The following is a 17,571-nucleotide window of genomic DNA, read 5'->3' as shown; positions in this document are numbered from 1 at the left end:
ACACCGGCCATGGATCTGCGCCTCATCTCCCATGTGCTGTTCCTGCGGGCCGCATGGAGGAGGCGGGACCGCTGGGACCCAGCCAGGATCGCAGCCCATCAAGACCAGGCGCTGCAGGAGCTGCGCCGGGCCGCGTACGCCGGCTCAGAGTTCTACCGCCGCCACCACGCGGGCCTGCGCGATGCTCCGCTGAACCAGCTGCCGCCCGTGACCAAAGCAGACCTCATGGAGCACTTCGACGAGGCCATCACCACCCCCGGCCTAAGTTTGGCTGAGCTGGAGGACCATCTGCGGTCCCTGACCGAGAGCCGTGGAGACCCCGGAGTGCCGTGGAAGGGCCGGTGGTGGGCGGCAGCAACAGCCGGGACCACCGGCCGGCGCGGAACATTCGTCTGGAACCGCACGGAATGGGCGACCGTCCTGGCCAGCTACGCCCGCGCGAACGACTGGGCCGGGATCTCCGCCGGACCGACCCGGCCGCTGAAGATGGCCCTGGTCAGCTCCCGCGTCCCCACACACCAGTCCGCCGTCGTCGGCGCATCGTTGCGCTCCAGACTCGTCCCCACCCTCCGCCTGGACGTCACCGCACCAATGAACGAGAACGTCGCCGCCCTGAACCGGTTCCAACCCAGAATCCTCGTCGGCTACGCCTCAGCGCTCAAACCCCTCGCAGCCGAGCAGCACGCCGGCCGCCTGGCCATCTCCCCGCAGGGCGTCATGTCCGCATCCGAAGTACTCAGCCCCCACACCGCATCAGAACTGGAAGCTGCCTGGGGAAGCGCCCCCTTCGACGTCTACGCCGCCACCGAAACGGCCGGCATCGCCTCCCCCTGCATCTACCGGAACCGCCACGTCTATGAAGACCTGCTGATCATCGAACCGGTTGACCATGCCGATAACCCCGTACCTCCGGGGACCACCGGTGCCAAGCTCCTGGTCACAGTCCTGTTCTCCCGCACCCTGCCGCTGATCCGCTACGAGATGTCCGACACCGTGAAACTGGGCAGCAGGGGCTGCCCCTGCGGACGAAGCTTCACCCTCATGGAGGACATCGAAGGACGCCTCGAAGACATCCTGCACCTGCCCGGCAGCACGGGGACCGTCAACGTGCACCCCATCGTTTTCCACCACGTCCTGGACCAGGCAGCCCTCGCAGGGTGGCAGATCATCCAGGAACACTCAGGTCTGCGGATACTCCTGGCCGGACTCACACCCGGGCAATCCGTAGACGGTATCCGGGCGGCAGTAAGCGAAGCGCTCAGCAGAGCCGACGTGGCCCACACGCAGCTGGATATAAAGGTTGTTGAACACCTCGAACGGACAGCTTTGGGGAAAGCACCCTTCGTGCGAGGGTTGACGGGCCGGCGATGACAAATCCGTCCTTCTGAAGGAACCCCTGACGGTATTCGGCGATGCGTCGAATACGTGCAAACCGGGTCGTCATAGGGTTGCGAGGAAGCCCTCATGCAGATCAACAAAGCGCACGGACCACCTTCTACGCCGCCGCCCTCGCCCGGCACCTCCCCGGCATCACCCAGCTGGCCGCCGGCTTCCAGGCAGAGGCCTGGTTCGAGAAGCTTGCCGAGGCTGGCTTCGACTCTGCCCGGACGACGTTCTTCCTCTGGGAAGCGGTGACCATGTACCTGGACCGCAGCGTCCGCCAACCCTGCCCGCTTCATCCGTTCGGGAGGCCTGAATAACTGGATTAGGTGGGACCACTTTCACCGGCCTACCGGGGCCGCAAATACTAGACCCAACGATCTTTTCCAGGCGATCAAAGACACCTGTCCAGAACGTATAACCGCAGGTCATGGGCCTAAAATAGCCCCGAAGCTTATGGGAACATATGTTCGACTTGGCGAGCAGTCAGGCGTTTCTGCTCCCGTGCTCAACGCACTGACCACACTCGCGGCCGCGCCGATCCGGTAGCACAATCCGCGGCCCGCTGCCGGCGGTGACCCCACCGGAAACGAGCTGAAGATGGGCCCGCAGGAGACGGCGCTTACCAGGACGGCAGTACGGGCAGAGGGCCGTCAGCCTCTACGTTGTCAGTGACACCGCGGGCCAGCCATTCGAGCAATCCCTCGCGGTCGGACGAGACGCGCAGGGCGCCGTCGCCGATCACCCACTCGTCGCGTTCCTCCGTCACGAGCGTCATCCCCGGTGCCCCTTGGGCGCGCATGGTGCGCACGGCGGCTTCCAAGGCGTTGAGTACCGAGTCCGGGTCCGCTTCCTCTATGGTCCAGGCGGTGTCGAGGTCGTGATGGTGCACCACGACCTCGGCGATACGCAACGCCACAATGGACGTTGCGGGAATCTGCTTGCCGTGCAAACGCACCTCCTCGACGGTGATCTCCCCGCCCAGCCGAAGGGCCTGTTCGGCGAAATAGGTGGAGGACTGGCGGACTTTGCCCAGCAGTTCCTGGCGGGGCAGGCTTGCCAGCTCGGCTATCTCCCGGGCGCGGGCCTCCTGCGAGGCATAAAGTTCTTGCTCTTCGCCGGAGGTTGCCCAGTCAATGAGCTTGACCAAGGCCTTGCCGTTTGAGGCGATGTGGGCGATGACATCTGCCCGGGTCCAATCCCTGCACAAGGACGGAGCGGCCATTTCGTCGTCGGACAGAGACTCTACGGTGGCCATGAACATGTCGGTCTCCCGGCCGAGGCGAGACAGGTCCGAGTGCAGGCGTGCGGGATTGATCATGAATTCACCTTATCCATTGGCTTGGATGCCGGCTGGCAATCCGGGCCGCTAATTCATACTGAAATCGTACCGATCCATACGGTTCTTGATGGCTGGTGGCTGATGGCGGCACGATGGAAACGGAAGTGCCCCGCCGATGCGCGCATAAGCGTAAATCGGCGGGGCAACCGGCATTAGAGGCGCTTGACTCCGACCGAGTTGTCGGTGGTGAATCCAGCAATGGCCCAGTCGCCCTTGAACCGGCCCAGTCCGGAGTTACCTTCGCCGCCGAAAGGTACGTGCGATTCGTCGTGGACCGGCATCTCATTGATATGCGTCATGCCGGCCTTGATGCCGAGGCCGAACTGCACACCGCGATCGAGGTCCTGGGTGAACACGGAACTGGAAAGTCCGAATTCGGTGGCGTTGGCCAATTCCAGTGCGTGGGCTTCGTCGTTGGCTTTGATGATGCCCACCAAAGGTCTCACGCATCCGCGCTGTAGGCGCATTCCTTCACAGGCACTAGCTCCCACTTGTTCCAAGATACCCATAGCCGTGTCTGATTGATATCTCAAATGTATGGATCCCACCCCGGCCTAATCCCGGGTATTTACCGCATATGGCGGGCGTCACACCTCTGGAACACTGGAGCAGAGCCAAAGGGACAGGTTCACCCCACGGCACTCCATCCATGCTCCGTCAGAGAGGACAGGCATATGGCTAAGCTTCAGACCGTCATCGCCGAAGGCCCGCGCAAAGAGGCACGCACTGCAAACTGGGTGGCCTTTGTCATCTGCACGGCACTTTTATTCGATGGCTACGACCTTGTCGTCTACGGCACCGTCCTGCCGGGACTACTCGCCGACCCGAGCCAGATTGGCGCCTTCGATGCCGCCGCCGCTGGCCTCCTGGGCTCGTGGGCGCTAGTTGGTGTCCTGGTCGGGTCGCTGGTCTGCGGAGCGGTCGGCGACTTCTTCGGCCGCCGCCGACTCATGCTCCTGGGTATCGCCTGGTTCTCGGTGGGGATGTTCGTCACGGCGCTGACCACCACCGTGGCGTCCTTCGGGGCTATGCGTTTCATCACGGGGGTGGGTCTCGGTGTCGTCATCGCCACCGCAGGGGCCACCATGGCAGAGTTCGCGCCAGCCGGCCGGCGTCAGTTCTACAACGCGATCGTCTACTCTGGTGTCCCCGCCGGCGGCGTGTTCGCCTCCGTCATGGGCATTTTGCTCCTCAATGACATTGGATGGCGCGGGCTGTTCATGATCGGCGCCCTCCCCCTCGTCCTGCTCCTGCCCATCGCTTGGTTCAAGCTTCCGGAGTCCCCCCGCTGGCTGCTGGCCCGCGGCCGTGAGGATGAGGCCCTGGTTGCTTCGCAGCGGACCGGCGTTTCGCTCATTGAAGAACAGGTCATTCGGCAGATAGGCGCGGCCCCGCAGAAGACTGGCTTCGCGGCTGTGTTTTCCAAACAATTCGCGGTGGCTTCCGTCCTTCTGGGCTTGATGTCCTTCTCCGGCCTGCTGCTGACCTACGGCTTGAACACGTGGCTGCCGAAAATCATGGAGGGATACGGCTACGGGCGGACATACGCTCTGTTCTTCCCCTTGGCGTTGAACCTCGGCGCGGTGGCGGGAGGTTTGCTGCTCTCGCGCTACGCTGACAAGGCCGGTCCCCAGCGGGTCATTGCTAGCACCTTCGTACTGGCCACTATCTCACTGGTGCTTATGACCTTCGGTTTCCCCCTGCCGATGTTGTTCCTGTGCATCGCCATCGCCGGAGTGGGCACCCTCGGCACCCAGGTGCTGGTTTACGGTTTCCAGTCCAACTACTTCACCACCAACGCCAGGGCAGCCGGTGTGGCCTGGTGTGCCAGCGTGGGCCGCCTGGGCGGCATTCTCGGACCAATCATCGGCGGTTGGCTGGCAGCGGCCGGAATCGGAGGCGCCACCGCGTTCTACATCTACGGCGGAGTCGCCCTGCTGGGAGCGGTCGTCACGGTTCTGGTCCCCCGTCAGCGAAAGCTGGAAGAAGCAGAGCACAAGGCCGAAGAGATTGCGGAGCACTCCGCCGAAGGGGAGCTCAGCTCCGCGACTCCCCCGGTCCGCCTTTGACCCAGCGCAGCCGGCCGCTGTAACTGGTCGTGAACCACGGAGAGGGTGCCCGGGCCACGCCTGGGCACCCTCTCCGCTGCTGTTGCGCCGGGCAGGCGTACCTCGCATGCCATTATGTCGGATGAACACAAGAGTGGCTGGCTTTATAATTGATCCGGGAATCAATGGGGTGGGCGCCTAACCTGTAGCGCCATACGGAAGGACGGCAAGACCAATGGAGATCAGGCAGCTGAACTACTTTATTGCCGTTGCGGAGGAACGCCACTTCGGCCGTGCGGCAAAACGCCTGCACATGGCCCAGCCACCCCTGTCCCAGCAAATACGGCAGTTGGAAGAGCAATTGGGTGTGCGCCTGCTGAACCGCACCACCCGGAGAGTGGAACTCACCGCCGCCGGACAGGCGCTGCTGGAGCGGGGCCGGCAGATCGTTAATGCTGTCGGAACCCTCCGTGCCGACGTGTACCAGGTCGGCCAAGGCGCAACCGGCGTTCTGCGCGTAGGGTTCTCCGGCTCAGCGACCTACGGAGTCATGCCCCCTATCGTCCGACGCGCGAAGCAGGTACTCCCTGGGTTGTCGCTGAACCTACACGGCGAGATGCTCACCCCTGCGATGGAGGCCGGCCTACGGGAGGGCACCTTGGATGCTGCCCTGTTACGCCCGCCCATCGCCTCCCAGGACATCGAGTACCGCATCGTCACCCGCGAACCGCTGATCCTGGCGCTGCCGTCCTTCAGCGCCCTGGCCCTGGACCGGCCAGTGGCCGTACACGAACTACAGGACCAGGAATTCATCTCCTACCCGCCGGAATCGGTGCTTTACCGGACCACCGCAGGACTCTGCCGCGCGGCAGGTTTCCAGCCACGCATCACCCAGGTAATCAGTGAGACCTCCACGATGCTCTCCTTTGTGGCAGCCGGCAGTGGCGTTGCCATCCTTCCAGCGAGCGTCCGTGCCCTGCAGCTCGACGGCGTTTTATACCGCGATATCGAACAGGCACCTGAAGTGGAGCTCGCCGTGGCCTGGCGGCGTGAGGACCGGTCATCACTGCTCCAAAGCTTCCTGGATGTCGTAAGCTCTGCGACCAAAGACCTGCCCAACCGCACTCCCAGTCCGCCCGGATCCTAACCTGATACGGTCCGCCGCCGGTGCAGGTCCAGGGGCAGTGCGTCAGTCCGTGGGACGGAAACGTGCGGCCAGTTCGCTGCGGGAACGGATCCCGAACTTCGCATACACGCGGGTCAGGTGGTACTGCACCGTCTTGTCGGCCAGGAACAGCGCACGGGCAGCCTCTTTGTTGGTGGCCCCGGCCGCCACCAGTTGTGCCACTGACTGCTCCTGGGCCGTGAGCTGGACCTGCGGTCCGGTCACGGCCGCGAGTACGGCGTCAGACGGGTCGGACATGTTGCCCACATCCAGGCCCGTCGCCTTCAGCTCCCGATCGCATCTGTCGACATACGTGGCAGCACCCAGGGAATCATAGAGATCCCTGGCCACGCGCAGCACTGAGGATGCCAAGCGCCTCTTGCCTGCACGCCGCATGCTTTGCCCGAAGGCGAAGCTCACCCTGGCCCGCAGATATGGGCGGTTGAGCCCGCGCAGATGACCCAGCGCCGCCTCGAAATGCTCCCGGGCGGCGTCAGGATCCCCCTGGGCAGCAACGAGCCGGCCCCGCACCCACGCCATTCTTGCCAGGTCCGACGGCACAGCCCGTTCCCGCGGCACCTGCTCGAAGGCGGTAAGGAAAGCGTCGGCCGTATCCAGCTGGTCGGTCATGACGAGGGCGTTAACGTAGGAGTCCTGCCACGGCCAAAACGACACCCTGTTCTCTGTCCAGGGGTCCAGCTCCGTCAGTGGCTGCAGCACAGCCAATGCGCTGTCGTAGTCCGCCCGTGCCTCATGGAAGCGCGCCCGGGCAAGGCTGGCAGGGACCTGCATGGCGCGGTAGGTGCCCGGCTGTACTGCCGCTTGGGAGACGTAGTACCGTGCACGGTCCCAATCCCCACGCATGGACCACAGCTCGGCGGCAGTCCAATACAGTAATGGGCGGATCAGCGGCATCCGGGAGGTCTCGAGCCGGACCGAGGCGCGTGCAACCGTGGCCGCTGCCGCATCCCAGTTGCCGAGCACAAGTTGGGTGCGGGCCAACCACGCCTCTGCCCACAGCGAGATCCGCAACGAGCCGCCGCGGAATTCAGTCGGGGCCGCGGCTTCGAAATTCACCAGCGCCGTCTCTGCGTCATCCAGTCGCAGGGCCAGCCATCCGGCACCCATCTGCACGCGCTGCTTTTGGGCGTTCTCGGACGCGTGTTCGAAAGCCCGGCGATACGAGGCCTCGGCTTCAGACAGCCTGCCCTGGGCGTAAAGCCCCAGCCCGTAGATGGCTTCAGATTCGATGTAGGCAGGCGTACCCACCTGTGTCAGGGACATGGCCTGCTCCGCCCAACGCGTGATGACGGGGCCATCCCAGGAGGCCACCCCATGCAGGACCAAGCGTTGGGCCACCTGCGCGGCAGCCGCCGGGTCCCGCTGCGGGTTACTTGTCCGCCAGGCCATTTCCAACTGGGTTTGGGCGCTGTGGTTCTGTCCGGACGCCGTCGAGAGGTAGCCAAGAACGGAGGAACGCAGCGGCGAGGGCGCCATGGCGTCGACGGCGGCAGCCCACATCTGTGCCTGGGCAATGTTGCCGGAGCCCACGAGGGCATCTACTGCTCTGAGTTGGCGATCGTTACCGACGCGGATGTCACCCGAGAGCCGGGACGCGGAAAACAATGCGGTCGAGACATCGTGCCAGGCACCTACGAGGGCCTGTTGCCGGGCGTACTCTTCAAGCTCCGAGGCCAGGGCCTCGTCCGGTCCCGGAGTAGCCGACACCCGGTGACCCAGGCGGTCACCTTCATTCTGAACCGAGTCCGCAGCCCTGCGGTGCAGTTGAATGCGCCGGCTCGGTGCAATCTGCTCGTAGACGGACGCGGTGGTTCCCGCTTCGAAGAATGTCACCAGCGAGTGGGCCTGGTCCACTGACAGGCCCAGCAGTCCGGCACGGTGGCCCTCATCGAGTGCATCCATCACGGATTCGACCCCACTGACGCGGGTAACCTCAGCCACCCCGGCACTGCGGCCGAGCACGGACGTGGCCTCAGCCACAGCCACCAGACCGGGTGAGGCGGCTCCGAGGAGACTGCGCACCTGGGCACGCACGCGTGAACTCGGAGGCAGGGACGAGAACCACGTCTGCCAGGTTTCCGGAGGAAGCTCGCCCAGAAGTTCGACAACCGGCTGGGGCCATCCCCCGGTATGCCGCACGATCTCGTGGGCGGCCGTCGCGTTCAGGTCGATGCCGAACCAACGTCGCGCAAGCTCCTGGACCCGCTGCGGTGACAAGGGGTCCAGTGGAAGGCGGGAAACCTGATGGCCGGTGAGGAAGGCCAACACACCCGCTGGCACGAGTCGGGCCTGAGCGGGATCCAGAGTGACGAGGAACAGGATTCTCTTGCTGCGCAGCCGACGCATGACAAAGACCAGGACGTGGAGAGTTTCTGCATCCAGATGCTGGACGTCGTCAACGGCAACCACCACGCTCCCGTGCAATTGAAGCCCGTCGAGGTGTGCACCCAGGGTAGATGCATAGTTGACGGCCTGGGAGGGGTTGAGTGTACCGGCCAGGTCCACTGAACCCCCGCTCTCTTTGCCAGGGTCCTTTGCGGAGCGAAGCGGCGGGGAGGCCATAAGCTGGGAGTAGCCGGCAAGCGGGAGCTGCGCTTCCCATTCGTCGCCAGTGGCGGACAACACGCGCACGCCACGCGAGACCCCACGGCAGTGCTCCAGGAATAGATCCAGCACCGCCGTCTTCCCGGATCCCCGCGGGCCACTCAGTACCACCGTACGCACATTGCCTTTACGAACAGTGCGGAGCGTCTCCTGTAACTCCTCGAAGACCTCGGCGCGGCCGAGCAGCGCCAGATCTTCCTCAGGGTTGCCACGGTGCTGGCCCGGAATCATGCTGGCAAGCTTACTCGACCGCACGTCCCGGCCCCGCCAGCGGGTATCAGTCACAGCAGGCTCAACCCAGGTCTCCGCCTGCCACCGGAAGGACGCTGCCAGTGACATATGAGGCTTCGTCGGAGGCCAGGAAAACAATCGGCGCAGCCTGTTCGTCCAGGGTGCCGTACCGCTTCAAAAAGGACGACCCAACGGTCTGGTCCACGATGGCCTGGTACCACGCCTTTTCGGTGGAGGACTCAGCCTCCGGTCCGCGCTTGACCCTTCGGGGCGGAGCTTCCGTGCCGCCCGGGGCGGTAGCAACCACGCGGATGCCGCGCCCGGCGACCTCCATGGCTAACGACTGGGTCAGGGCGTTAACGCCTCCCTTCGCCGCGGCATAGGGGACGCGGTGCACTCCGCGCGTGGCCACTGAGGAGACGTTGACGATGGTGCCCGATTCCTGGGCAAGCATCGCCGGCAGCACGGCGCGGCAGGACCACAGGGTGGGGAACAGCGAACGGCGGATCTCCCGCTCAATCTTCTCCTCGTCGTATTCTTCGAAAGGGCGGGCCCAAATGGTCCCTCCCACGTTGTTGACGAGTACGTCAATCCTTCCGTGGCGGGCCAGGGCCGCGTTCACTGCCCGCTCGGCTCCGGCGAAACTTTCCAGGTCCGCCGTCACGGCGATGGCTGACCCACAGGATCCCGACTCCTGCGCGGCGTCCTGGATGCCCTTCGCCACGTCCTGCACAATGTCAGCGCGGTCAACGAGGACCACAAAACCTCCCTCGGCCCCGATCCGCTCCGCGACTTTCTGCCCGATTCCCTGGGCCGCGCCCGTAACCACCGCCACTTTGCCAGCGAAACGGCCCGGCGTAATGAACTGTCCCGCGTACGCTGCCACCGTCACGAACCCTTGCCCATGGCATCGATCGCTTCGGCCATGGTGCCCTTCGCATCGCGGGCGTGGGCCATGATGACTTCCCGGGCCCGTTCCTTGTCGCCCCGCTCAAACGCGTCTACGACATCAAGGTGGTCCTGGGCGACCCGTTCAAAGATATGGGTGCCCACTTCAAAAGTTGCTGCCATTTGCGCGTGGACGTCGAGCCGACGGTACGACTCCAGCAGCATCGGGTTGTCGGAGATCGTGAACAGGTACTCGTGGAACTCTTCGTTGGTCCTGACGTACTCTTCGGGGTCAAGAACTCTCCCGGCGTCCACCGCACGTGTGGTCTCTTCGGCAAGACGACGGAACTGGTGCAGCTGCTCCTTGCTCAGGCGGTCCAACATCAGTTCGGTCACGGCAAGTTCAAGGCCCATGCGGGCGTCCAGGTGCGCGAAACTGTCTTCCTTGCGGAACTCGAGCCGGCCGGTCTCCATGGAGGAAATGGCTTCCACGCGGCTGATGGTGTCGCCCGCGCTTTCCAGCTCCTCCACGGACGCGGGCGCACCCGTCTCGGCGTCCCCGCCGGTGGCTTCTTTGGGGGCGAAACGCTCGAAATAGAAGTTGGCCGGTTGGATGTCCTCGGTGTCCAGCCACTTGGAGACGGCGTTGACCATGGGCGGCGGGCCGCAGAGGTAGATGTCGACGTCGCCGTCGTTGAGGTGGGACGGCTGGATGATCTGCGTTACGTAGCCTGTGTGCGGTGCGGACGTCCCCGGCTCGGAGGCAATGTGATCCCAGGTGAAGGTCGGCAGCTTCGCTTCGTAGGTGCGCAGCCAGTCGAGTCCCACGATGTCGGCTTCACGGGAGACCCCATAAATCAGGTGGACCGGCGTGGCCGGCGGGTTCTCGGACAGTTTCTCCAGAATGGACAGGAGAGGAGCCAGACCCGTTCCGCCTGCCAGCAGGAGCAGGGGGCGCTTGGGTTCGCGCAGGAAGAAGGAGCCGTACGGGCCTGTGAACTCGATGGTGTCCCCGACCGCGGCCCGGTCACGCAGGTACTCGGACATCGCGCCCTGCGGCGTGATGCGCACCATGAACGACGCGTCTTCCACTTCCGGGCCGTTGCTGAAGGAGTACGAGCGCTCCGCGTCGGTGCCCGGGACCTTGATGTTGACGTACTGGCCGGGCAGGAAAGCCAGGGCTTCCCGTGTCTGCACCTCCAGTGCGAAGGAGATGGTGGACTCCGAATGCTTGTCGAGTTCCTTCAGCATGGAAGTAAAAGTGGCAGCCGAGGTTTTCGCGGATTCGGAGGTGGCCGGGATCTGGATAGCGAGGTCCGATTCCGGAACGGCCTGGCAGGTGAGGAGGTAGCCCTTCTCAAGCTCCTCTTCGGTCATGGCGTCGTCGATATAGTCCCCGGGGTCGAACGAGCCGGAGTCGCAAAAGGCCTTACACGTGCCGCAGGCGCCATCCCGACAGTCTGAGGGGATGTTGATGCGTGCCTTGTACGCCGCGTCCATGACGGTCTCGTAGTCGCCGACTTTGATGACTTTCGTGACGCCGTCTTCGAAACTGAGGGCTACCTGATGGCCCATGATTCCTCCTGGTTGGGGGTCGCGTCCTCGCGACCCCCGGAAAGTTAGTGCGGTTATCTCTTGCGAGCAGATCTGGCGGCGGGCCGCTCCTGGCGGCCCTCCTGCGGCCGCGCTGTACGCGTGCCGGGCGCCGTCAGATCATGTAGACATCCACCACGTGGTGGATGTAGTCGTTCTTCAGTACAACCTTCTTTTTCAGGATCACCGGCTGCCCGCCGGAAAGGTCGATGGTGTAAAAGCTCGTGCCGAAATAGGTATCGGTGGTGTTGTACCGGAAGTACAGGGTGAACCAGTTAAAGCGCACTTTGACCTGGCCGCCGTCGTCGTGCTCCAGGACTTCAACGTCGGTGATGTTGTGCCCGGTGCGCGGTTCCGGGAGCGAGGTAGCGGAGGAGCGGTCCGTCTTGATCCGGAAGACCCGGTCCTCGATTCCTCCACGGTTGTCGTAGTAGATGAGCGAGATCTCGTTCTGGGGGTCTACCGTGAGCCGGTCGTCGACGTCCCACGCCGGCATCCAGTACTCGGAGTCCGGGTGGTAGCACTCGAGCCACTCGTCGAACTGGCGGTCATCCAGTAGCCGGGCTTCGCGGTAAAGGAAGGCGCGGACTGTCTCGAGGGTTGCGATTTCATCGGCGCTCTTGAGGGCGGTCACGGAGTTAGTGAGGTTGGCCATGGGTTTTCAGCACTCTCTGTATTGATCGGACGTTTCGGTTACGCCGTGACCGGCAAGGATTCCTGGGCAACGGCTTCCGCGTCGGCGAGGGCCTTGTCCATTACTTCCTTCCAGTACCCGTGCTGGATCGGGTAGAGCCCCTCGTCTTCGGTGCGCACACCGGAGGCGATCACCCGCGACATGCCCAGCGCTGTGGCCTGCTCGTCGGGACCGGCAATCTCGTGGGTGGAGCCGCGCGTCATATCGTTCCACGGCGCGGAGGTGGCCCAGTAGGTCTTGTTGCACGAGCGGAACTCCTCGAGGTCGTCCGGTGTGGCCATGCCGGTTGCGTTGAAGAAGTCCTCATATTGGCGGATGCGCTTTGAGCGGTTTTCCTGGGATTCACCTTTTGGTGCGATGCAGTAGATCGTCACTTCGGTCTGGTCCGCTGAAATGGGACGGAAGTGACGGATCTGCGACGAGAACTGGTCCATGATGTACACGTTCGGGTAAAGGCAGAGGTTGCGTGAGATGTTGATCATGAAGTTTGCCATCTCCTCGCCGTACTTCTCGACGAGCTCTTCGCGGCGGTCCCACAGGGGACGGTCCTCGGGGTTGGTCCACTCCTGCCACAGCAGCAGGTGCCCGTGATCGTAGGAATAGAAGCCGCCTTTAACCTTGCCCCACTTGCCGGCGTCCATGGCCTTGGTCTTGTTGGCGGAGTCGCCAGCGGTGCGGCGGGCAGTCGTCGCGGCGTAGTTCCAGTGCACGGCGGTGACGTGGTAGCCGTCGGCGCCGTTTTCCGCCTGGACCTTCCAGTTGCCGTCGTAGGTGTAGGTGGAAGCCCCGCGCAGGACTTCGAGTCCGTCCGGGGACTGGTCCACGATCGAATCGATGACCTTGGTGGCATCTCCCAAATGTTCTTCCAGCGGGAGGACGTCAGCATTCAATGAGCCGAAAAGGAAGCCCCGGTAGGAGTCGAAGCGGGCTACCTTGGTGAGGTCGTGCGAGCCCTCCTTATTGAAGGTTTCCGGGTAGCCGGCATTGCGGGAGTCCTTGACCTTAAGGAGCTCTCCGGAGTTCTTGAATGTCCAGCCGTGGAAAGGACATGTGAAGGTGGTCCTGTTATCGGTTTTGCGTCTGCACAGCATGGCGCCACGGTGGGAGCAGGCATTGACGATGCAGTTGATTTTTTCCTCCTTGTCCCGGGTAAGGACGACGGGAGTCCGGCCAATGTAGGTGGTGAAGTAGTCCCCCACGTTGGGAATCTGAGATTCATGGGCAAGGTAAACCCAGTTGCCCTCGAAGATGTGCTTCATCTCCAGTTCAAAGATCTCTTGGTCGGTGAAGATTTCACGCTTCGCCCGGATAACGCCGTTCTCTCGATCGTCAACGACGGCGTCAGCCAGGACTTCACGGACACGTGTCAGATTCTCGGTCATGGTGTGCTCCTTCTTTGGAGAGGGTGCGGGTGGGCGGGCAGCGACTGTGCGGCCAGGCTCAACCCCTCGGGCGGAATGATGAATGTGTCCCACCAAGTGTGGCGGAGGGTGACAACGCTCACATCAGGCAAAACCCTAGTCCACACCAAGGGTGCTTTTATGTACTTGAGACTACATAATCAGCGCTATATAAGTCCTTGTTTCGTCCTTATCGACTGATTAGCATGAAATGGACGTCACGTGAAGGCCGGTAAACCCGCGGGTGCACTGCCCGCGGCCGGCGCGTTTCAGGGAACGGGACATTTCCCGTTCCCAATGCACAGAGGAGTGTGGAGATCACCATGACTGAAAATCAGTTGGACACCCGGCAGGAAAACGAGGGTACGGCCGTGGAGGCCGGTTCGAAAGCGACCGAGCGCTTCGCCGCGTCGGGCAAACCCACAGGAGCAGGGGTTCCCAAAGAGCGCGTGAGCTTACTCGCGGGTGCCCTCATCAAAGCGGCCAACGACATCGTCGTCGAACACGAAGTCACCTACGAGGAATACAACGCCCTGAAAGCCTGGCTGATCAAGGTGGGCAACGATGGCGAGTGGCCACTGTTCCTCGACGTGTGGCTTGAGCACACCGTGGAGGATGTCAACTCCCAGGACCGGCCCGGCACGAAGGGCACCATCGAGGGTCCCTATTACGTCCCGAGCTCCCCTGTGCTGGAGTCCCCCGCCACGCTTGAGATGCGTGATAACGAAGAGGGCGTTCCGCTGCAGTTCAGCGGCCGGTTCATCGACACCGACGGCAACCCGATCGAAGGTGCACAGCTCGAGATTTGGCATGCGGACGCAGCGGGCTTCTACTCCCAGTACGCCCCGGGCCTGCCGGAGTGGCTGTTCCGCGCCAACGTGCAGGCCGACAGCAATGGACAATTCGTCCTCCACACCATGCGCCCGGCTCCGTACCAGATTCCCACTGATGGAGCCTGTGGGCAGCTAATCAGCGCTGCGGGCTGGCATGCCTGGCGCCCGGCCCACATTCATATCAAGGTCTCAGCACCCGGCTTCCAGTCCGTGACCCAGCAACTCTACTTCCCCGGTGACCCGCACAATGCGGACGACATTGCTTCGGCTGTCAAGCCGGAGCTGATGCTCCACACCACACCGCGTACCGATGGCGCGGCCGGCGAAGAAGCCTCATATGACTACGTCCTGGCCAAAGTGGGACAGTCCAGGTAATAGCTCCTTTGACATGGTCGGGTTTCTGATTTCCGTCCCATCAGGTGCCCCAGGGCAGTGAGCCCTGGGGCACCGTTCTTCCCTGCACTACTGGACTGCCTGGCATTATCGAAAGGAAACCGAGCCGTTGAAGATCGAGCGGATCGAAGTGATCCCGTACTCCATCCCGTACACGCACCCGCTGAAGTTCGCCAGCGGCGAGGTGGCAAACGCCGACCACGTTCTGGTGCGCGTGTACACCGACGACGGCGTCGTCGGTGTTGCGGACGCACCTCCCCGTCCTTATACCTACGGCGAGACACAAGAGTCCATCGGGACGATCATCGAGAAGACATTCGCCCCACAGCTGACCGGACTCGAGATTATGGACCGGGAGCAGATCCATGCAGTGATGCGCAGGACCATTCACAACCAGGTGGCCAAAGGCGCCGTAGACATCGCCGTATGGGATGCGATCGGCAAGATACTCGCCACACCTGTGCACAAACTGCTGGGTGGGTACACCGACCGAATGCGGGTCAGTCACATGCTCGGCTTCCGGCCGGCGCAGGAACTCCTCGACGAGGCGCTGCGTTTCGGCGAGCAGTACGGCATCAGAACCTTCAAGCTGAAAGTGGGCCGTCGACCCCTGTCCCTGGACGTGGAGGCCTGCCACGTGCTGCGCGAGGGACTGGGCGAAGACGTGGAGATCTACCTTGACGCGAACCGCGGTTGGACCGCGAACGAAGCCCTTGAGGTGCTCCGGAGGACTGAGGGGCTTGGGCTGACCATGCTCGAGGAACCGTGCGACGCCAAGGAAGCGCTGAGCCGCCGTCGCCTGGTCGATAAAGCGCCAATCCCGGTGGTCGGCGATGAATCCGTCCCCACAGCAGGGGACGTATCCCGGGAACTGCTTTCCGGCGGCTGCAACGCCATCTGCATCAAGACCGCCCGTTCCGGCTTCACTGAGGCCACCGAGATACTGGGACTGTGCACCGGTCTCGGTGTTGATGTGACCATGGGCAACCAGATCGACACCCAGGTCGGCTCGCTTGCCACAGTCACCTTCGGCGCCGCCCACGAGGCCACGAGCCGCCGGGCAGGGGAACTCTCGAATTTCCTCGATATGGCCGACGACCTGCTGGCTGATCCGCTCCGGATCATCGACGGCACGATCTCCGTGCGGGATCTGCCGGGAGTTGGAGCAGAGATCGACGAGGACAAACTCGCGGCCTACCGCCTGTACTAGCCAGCCCGACCACCAAGGAGAAAAAATGTTGTTTTTGGCCCGCATGGACGTGCAATTCCCGGCGCACCTCTCTGCTGAGGACGTCGCCCGGATGCAGGGGTTGGAGAAGGAGTATTCCCAGGCCCTGCAACAGGAAGGTCGCCTTGCCTCCATCTGGCGAGTGGTCGGAGAGTATGCGAACTATTCGGTGTTTGACGTCGAATCGAACGATGAGCTGCACCAGGTCCTGAGCAGTTTCCCGATGTACCCCTTCATGAAAATCAAGGTCACACCGTTAGCCAAGCATCCCAACTGCATCAGCTGACGAATCCAGACAGCCTCTGCGGCGACCTTTTGGTCACCAGGACCCCACCTCCGTCATCGCCCAGGAGCCATCATGCCCCGCTTCCAAAGGACCGCGTCGGCGGCCACCGGATCATTACCCGGCCCGATCCAAGGGGCCCAACCCCTCGTCGAACGGCCGACGCGCCGCCCGGCCGGCTTACGCGACATCCTTCGGGACATCGGCCCGCACTATGCCTCGAACGGGCTCGTCGGACTGGCTTTCTCCGCATCAGGACCGGTGGCGGTCACCCTCACCGTCGGTTCGCTCGGCGGACTGACAGAGGCCCAGCTCGCCTCGTGGGTCTTCGCCATTTTTCTATCCGCCGGCGCGGCGACCCTGGTCATGTCACTGATCTATCGCCAGCCATTGGGCTTCGCCTGGTCCATCCCGGGGACGGTGCTGTTGGGGCCGTCGCTGCAGCATCTGTCGTTTCCTGAGGTGGTAGGGGCGTTTTTCTCCGCTGGCGTGCTGATTCTCACCCTTGGTTCTTCCGGACTGGTACGTCCCATCATGGCCGCGATTCCCGTGCCGATCGTCATGGCCATGGTCGCCGCCGTCTTCCTGCGGTTCGGGACAGACATCGTCTCCTCCACACAGGCCGACCCCGCAGTTGCGGCTCCCATGGTGCTGACGTTCCTTGTGCTGACCGCCGTGCCGGCCTTAGGCAAACGCCTCCCTCCGGTACTCGGCACCCTGGCGGCAGGCGTCGTCGCCGTCGCGCTCAGCAGCCGGTTCGCGATATCCCCGGGCGGAGCGATCCTGGCCGTGCCCGTTTTCACCGTCCCAGCGTTCACGTGGGCAGCCCAACTGGAACTGGTGATCCCCTTAGCACTCACGGTCCTCGTAGTGCAGAACGGGCAGGGCGCCGCAGTGCTCCGGGCCGCAGGACACCAGCCTCCGATCAATGTTTTCGCGATGAGCTCCGGCGTCTTCTCAGTGCTCAACGCCGCATTCGGCGCTGTGTCCGCCTGCGTCACTGGACCTACCAACGCCCTTCTGACCGCCACCGGACAGAAAGAGCGCCAGTACACCGCCGCGCTGGTCTACGGACTGCTGTCTCTGGTGTGCGCCCTGCTGGCCCCCACACTCACCCGCCTCATGCTGGCCACCCCCGAAGCCTTCATCCTGGCCCTGGGAGGAATCGCCATGCTGCGCGCCCTCCAACAGGCCTTCGTTACCGCCTTCGCCACGAACTTCACCTTGGGAGCCCTGGTGACTTTCGTCGTCACGATCTCCGGCCTGGATCTCTTCAACATCCATGCCGCATTCTGGGGCGTGCTCATCGGCTACGGTGTGTCCCTCCTGCTTGAGCGGCAGGACCACGCCGCGACCTGATGGAGCGGATCGCGTGGAGCGTCAAAATGGGCAAGGTTTCAGTGGAGCCCGCGAGGGACCATGCATGCCTAACGTTCCGGACAAGGCTTTGGCGAGATTGACATACAGA

General features: G+C 63.4%; 15 protein-coding genes. 8 read left to right on the top strand and 7 right to left on the bottom strand.

Going from position 1 to position 17,571, the window contains the following annotated elements; genetic code table 11:
- Nucleotides 1-9 precede the first annotated feature (9 nt).
- Together ASG77_RS12540 and ASG77_RS12535 are read left to right on the top strand one after the other, a co-directional pair.
- A complete protein-coding gene (locus ASG77_RS12540) occupies nt 10-1,371 on the top strand; it encodes a phenylacetate--CoA ligase family protein (protein WP_056345944.1) in 1,362 nt (453 codons plus the stop codon).
- 77 nt (nt 1,372-1,448) lie between these two features.
- Nucleotides 1,449-1,700 (top strand): class I SAM-dependent methyltransferase, encoded by a 252-nt coding sequence (locus tag ASG77_RS12535; RefSeq protein ID WP_200950759.1) that lies wholly within the window; start codon nt 1,449-1,451, stop codon nt 1,698-1,700.
- Between the two features lie 302 nt (nt 1,701-2,002).
- On the opposite strand, the gene ASG77_RS12530 is transcribed toward ASG77_RS12535, so the two are convergent.
- Both ASG77_RS12530 and ASG77_RS12525 read right to left on the bottom strand, forming a co-directional pair.
- Nucleotides 2,003-2,701, bottom strand: a complete 699-nt coding sequence (locus ASG77_RS12530; protein ID WP_056345940.1) for a maleylpyruvate isomerase family mycothiol-dependent enzyme — start codon at nt 2,699-2,701, stop codon at nt 2,003-2,005.
- 173 nt (nt 2,702-2,874) lie between these two features.
- The gene (locus ASG77_RS12525; RefSeq protein WP_235564497.1) at nt 2,875-3,168 is read right to left on the bottom strand and encodes an aldehyde dehydrogenase family protein; all 294 of its coding nucleotides are present in this window, start codon (nt 3,166-3,168) and stop codon (nt 2,875-2,877) included.
- A gap of 228 nt (nt 3,169-3,396) precedes the next feature.
- Here ASG77_RS12525 and ASG77_RS12520 point away from each other — a divergent pair, with 228 nt between their 5' ends.
- Complete coding sequence (locus ASG77_RS12520; protein WP_056345937.1) at nt 3,397-4,791, top strand: MFS transporter; 1,395 nt, start codon at nt 3,397-3,399, stop codon at nt 4,789-4,791.
- A 214-nt stretch (nt 4,792-5,005) separates the two neighbouring features.
- Nucleotides 5,006-5,917, top strand: a complete 912-nt coding sequence (locus ASG77_RS12515) for a LysR substrate-binding domain-containing protein (protein ID WP_056345935.1) — start codon at nt 5,006-5,008, stop codon at nt 5,915-5,917.
- 42 nt (nt 5,918-5,959) lie between these two features.
- On the opposite strand, the gene ASG77_RS12510 is transcribed toward ASG77_RS12515, so the two are convergent.
- The 5 genes from ASG77_RS12510 to benA all read right to left on the bottom strand — a co-directional run bounded on the left by ASG77_RS12510 (nt 5,960) and on the right by benA (nt 13,348).
- A complete protein-coding gene (locus ASG77_RS12510; RefSeq protein ID WP_056345987.1) occupies nt 5,960-8,791 on the bottom strand; it encodes an AAA family ATPase in 2,832 nt (943 codons plus the stop codon).
- Between the two features lie 61 nt (nt 8,792-8,852).
- Nucleotides 8,853-9,683: a benzoate diol dehydrogenase BenD gene (gene benD, locus ASG77_RS12505; protein ID WP_056345934.1), complete on the bottom strand. Its 831-nt coding sequence runs from the start codon at nt 9,681-9,683 to the stop codon at nt 8,853-8,855.
- Nucleotides 9,680-11,254 (bottom strand): benzoate 1,2-dioxygenase electron transfer component BenC, encoded by a 1,575-nt coding sequence (gene benC / locus ASG77_RS12500; RefSeq protein ID WP_056345931.1) that lies wholly within the window; start codon nt 11,252-11,254, stop codon nt 9,680-9,682. Before benC ends, benD begins: the two co-directional genes overlap by 4 nt.
- A 133-nt stretch (nt 11,255-11,387) precedes the next feature.
- Nucleotides 11,388-11,927 carry a benzoate 1,2-dioxygenase small subunit gene (gene benB / locus ASG77_RS12495; protein ID WP_056345929.1) on the bottom strand — a complete coding sequence of 180 codons (540 nt, stop codon included), beginning with the start codon at nt 11,925-11,927 and terminating at the stop codon, nt 11,388-11,390.
- A 38-nt stretch (nt 11,928-11,965) separates the two neighbouring features.
- Nucleotides 11,966-13,348, bottom strand: a complete 1,383-nt coding sequence (benA, locus tag ASG77_RS12490; RefSeq protein WP_056345926.1) for a benzoate 1,2-dioxygenase large subunit — start codon at nt 13,346-13,348, stop codon at nt 11,966-11,968.
- Nucleotides 13,349-13,689: 341 nt separating this feature from the next.
- Between benA and catA the strand changes: the two genes are divergently transcribed.
- From catA to ASG77_RS12470, 4 genes are all read left to right on the top strand, one after another.
- Nucleotides 13,690-14,574, top strand: a complete 885-nt coding sequence (gene catA / locus ASG77_RS12485; protein ID WP_056345985.1) for a catechol 1,2-dioxygenase — start codon at nt 13,690-13,692, stop codon at nt 14,572-14,574.
- A gap of 127 nt (nt 14,575-14,701) precedes the next feature.
- Nucleotides 14,702-15,802: a mandelate racemase/muconate lactonizing enzyme family protein gene (locus tag ASG77_RS12480; RefSeq protein WP_056345924.1), complete on the top strand. Its 1,101-nt coding sequence runs from the start codon at nt 14,702-14,704 to the stop codon at nt 15,800-15,802.
- A gap of 25 nt (nt 15,803-15,827) precedes the next feature.
- Nucleotides 15,828-16,106 (top strand): muconolactone Delta-isomerase, encoded by a 279-nt coding sequence (gene catC, locus ASG77_RS12475; RefSeq protein ID WP_056345923.1) that lies wholly within the window; start codon nt 15,828-15,830, stop codon nt 16,104-16,106.
- A 72-nt stretch (nt 16,107-16,178) separates the two neighbouring features.
- Nucleotides 16,179-17,462 (top strand): benzoate/H(+) symporter BenE family transporter, encoded by a 1,284-nt coding sequence (locus tag ASG77_RS12470; protein WP_082576008.1) that lies wholly within the window; start codon nt 16,179-16,181, stop codon nt 17,460-17,462.
- Nucleotides 17,463-17,571: the final 109 nt, after the last annotated feature.

The organism is Arthrobacter sp. Soil762, assembly GCF_001428335.1.
Taxonomy (GTDB): Bacteria; Actinomycetota; Actinomycetes; order Actinomycetales; family Micrococcaceae; genus Arthrobacter.
The sequence above is the reverse complement of the archived record's forward strand: the minus strand, read 5'-3'. Positions and strand labels throughout refer to the sequence as shown.

Excerpts from the sequence above, each read along its gene's own strand:
- ASG77_RS12540 (WP_056345944.1), top strand. The coding sequence starts at position 10 with ATGGATCTGCGCCTCATCTCCCATGTGCTGTTCCTGCGGGCCGCATGG.
- ASG77_RS12530 (WP_056345940.1), bottom strand. The coding sequence starts at position 2,701 with ATGATCAATCCCGCACGCCTGCACTCGGACCTGTCTCGCCTCGGCCGG.
- ASG77_RS12520 (WP_056345937.1), top strand. The coding sequence starts at position 3,397 with ATGGCTAAGCTTCAGACCGTCATCGCCGAAGGCCCGCGCAAAGAGGCA.
- ASG77_RS12515 (WP_056345935.1), top strand. The coding sequence starts at position 5,006 with ATGGAGATCAGGCAGCTGAACTACTTTATTGCCGTTGCGGAGGAACGC.
- ASG77_RS12510 (WP_056345987.1), bottom strand. The coding sequence starts at position 8,791 with ATGATTCCGGGCCAGCACCGTGGCAACCCTGAGGAAGATCTGGCGCTG.
- benC (WP_056345931.1), bottom strand. The coding sequence starts at position 11,254 with ATGGGCCATCAGGTAGCCCTCAGTTTCGAAGACGGCGTCACGAAAGTC.
- benB (WP_056345929.1), bottom strand. The coding sequence starts at position 11,927 with ATGGCCAACCTCACTAACTCCGTGACCGCCCTCAAGAGCGCCGATGAA.
- benA (WP_056345926.1), bottom strand. The coding sequence starts at position 13,348 with ATGACCGAGAATCTGACACGTGTCCGTGAAGTCCTGGCTGACGCCGTC.
- catA (WP_056345985.1), top strand. The coding sequence starts at position 13,690 with ATGACTGAAAATCAGTTGGACACCCGGCAGGAAAACGAGGGTACGGCC.
- catC (WP_056345923.1), top strand. The coding sequence starts at position 15,828 with ATGTTGTTTTTGGCCCGCATGGACGTGCAATTCCCGGCGCACCTCTCT.
- ASG77_RS12470 (WP_082576008.1), top strand. The coding sequence starts at position 16,179 with ATGCCCCGCTTCCAAAGGACCGCGTCGGCGGCCACCGGATCATTACCC.